The organism is Pseudomonas sp. HR1 (assembly GCF_030175875.1).
Classification (GTDB): Bacteria; Pseudomonadota; Gammaproteobacteria; order Pseudomonadales; family Pseudomonadaceae; genus Chryseomonas; species Chryseomonas oryzihabitans.
In genome coordinates this window covers 1-727 of sequence record NZ_JASNRF010000054.1, presented here as the reverse complement: position 1 = coordinate 727, position 727 = coordinate 1, and the positions used below count along the sequence as shown (strand labels likewise).

The window sequence follows — 727 nt, the reverse complement described above, 5'->3', positions numbered from 1 at the left end:
TACGTGTGCAAAGCTCGCGAGAGGTACATCAAGAGGTATCCGCCGGTCTTTGCGACTTCGGGGTGATGGCGGATGAAATGCCTGTGGTTAGGCTCGAACATTCCGAACTCATCAATGAACCTGGTGTGATCGCTTTGCCTAAGGGGCACCCGCTGATTGACAAGTCTTCGATTTGTGCCAAGGACCTGAGTGGCTACGACTTTATCGCCCTCAATCCGGAGGACAGTGGCCGGCGTTGCTTAGAAGTGGCACTCGACCTGGAAAACGTTTCGCTCAACGTCCGTGTCGAGACGGCCGATGCACACACGATCTGCAGTACGGTTTCGCAGGGTATTGGTATCGCCTTCATCAAACCTTTGGCTGCGGTGGATTTTATTGATCGCGGGGTAGTGGTCAAGGCGTTCGATCTCGATATTCGAACGCGAAGCCTTCTCCTATTTCGTCCAGGGAAACCACTCGCGGAGTCGGCTAAAAAGCTGCTGGCTTTCATGCGGGTCCAGTTGGCGAGGGACCTGAAGCTCGTGAAGCGATATCTATAGATATCTCACTGGATGAAGAGGGTGATAGGAGCGGTAACAGCTGATAGTCCTTTCTTGTGAATCTACAGGAAGCGCGCCCGTTATTCGTTGGCAGTACCTCTCTAAGGTAACCAGCGCAGCTACAGCTAAGCACCGGATTCGCTTCCGAAAATATACCACCCCTGCACGTGCCCCTTACTCCCCTCCCC

1 protein-coding gene is annotated in these 727 nt (G+C 53.6%); it reads left to right on the top strand.

Annotation, left to right across the window (positions count from 1 at the left end):
* Window positions 1-539 (top strand): LysR substrate-binding domain-containing protein (locus QKY98_RS23560; RefSeq protein ID WP_284671696.1); only part of this gene is annotated, 539 nt, incomplete at its 5' end.
* Between the last annotated feature and the right edge of the window lie 188 nt (window positions 540-727).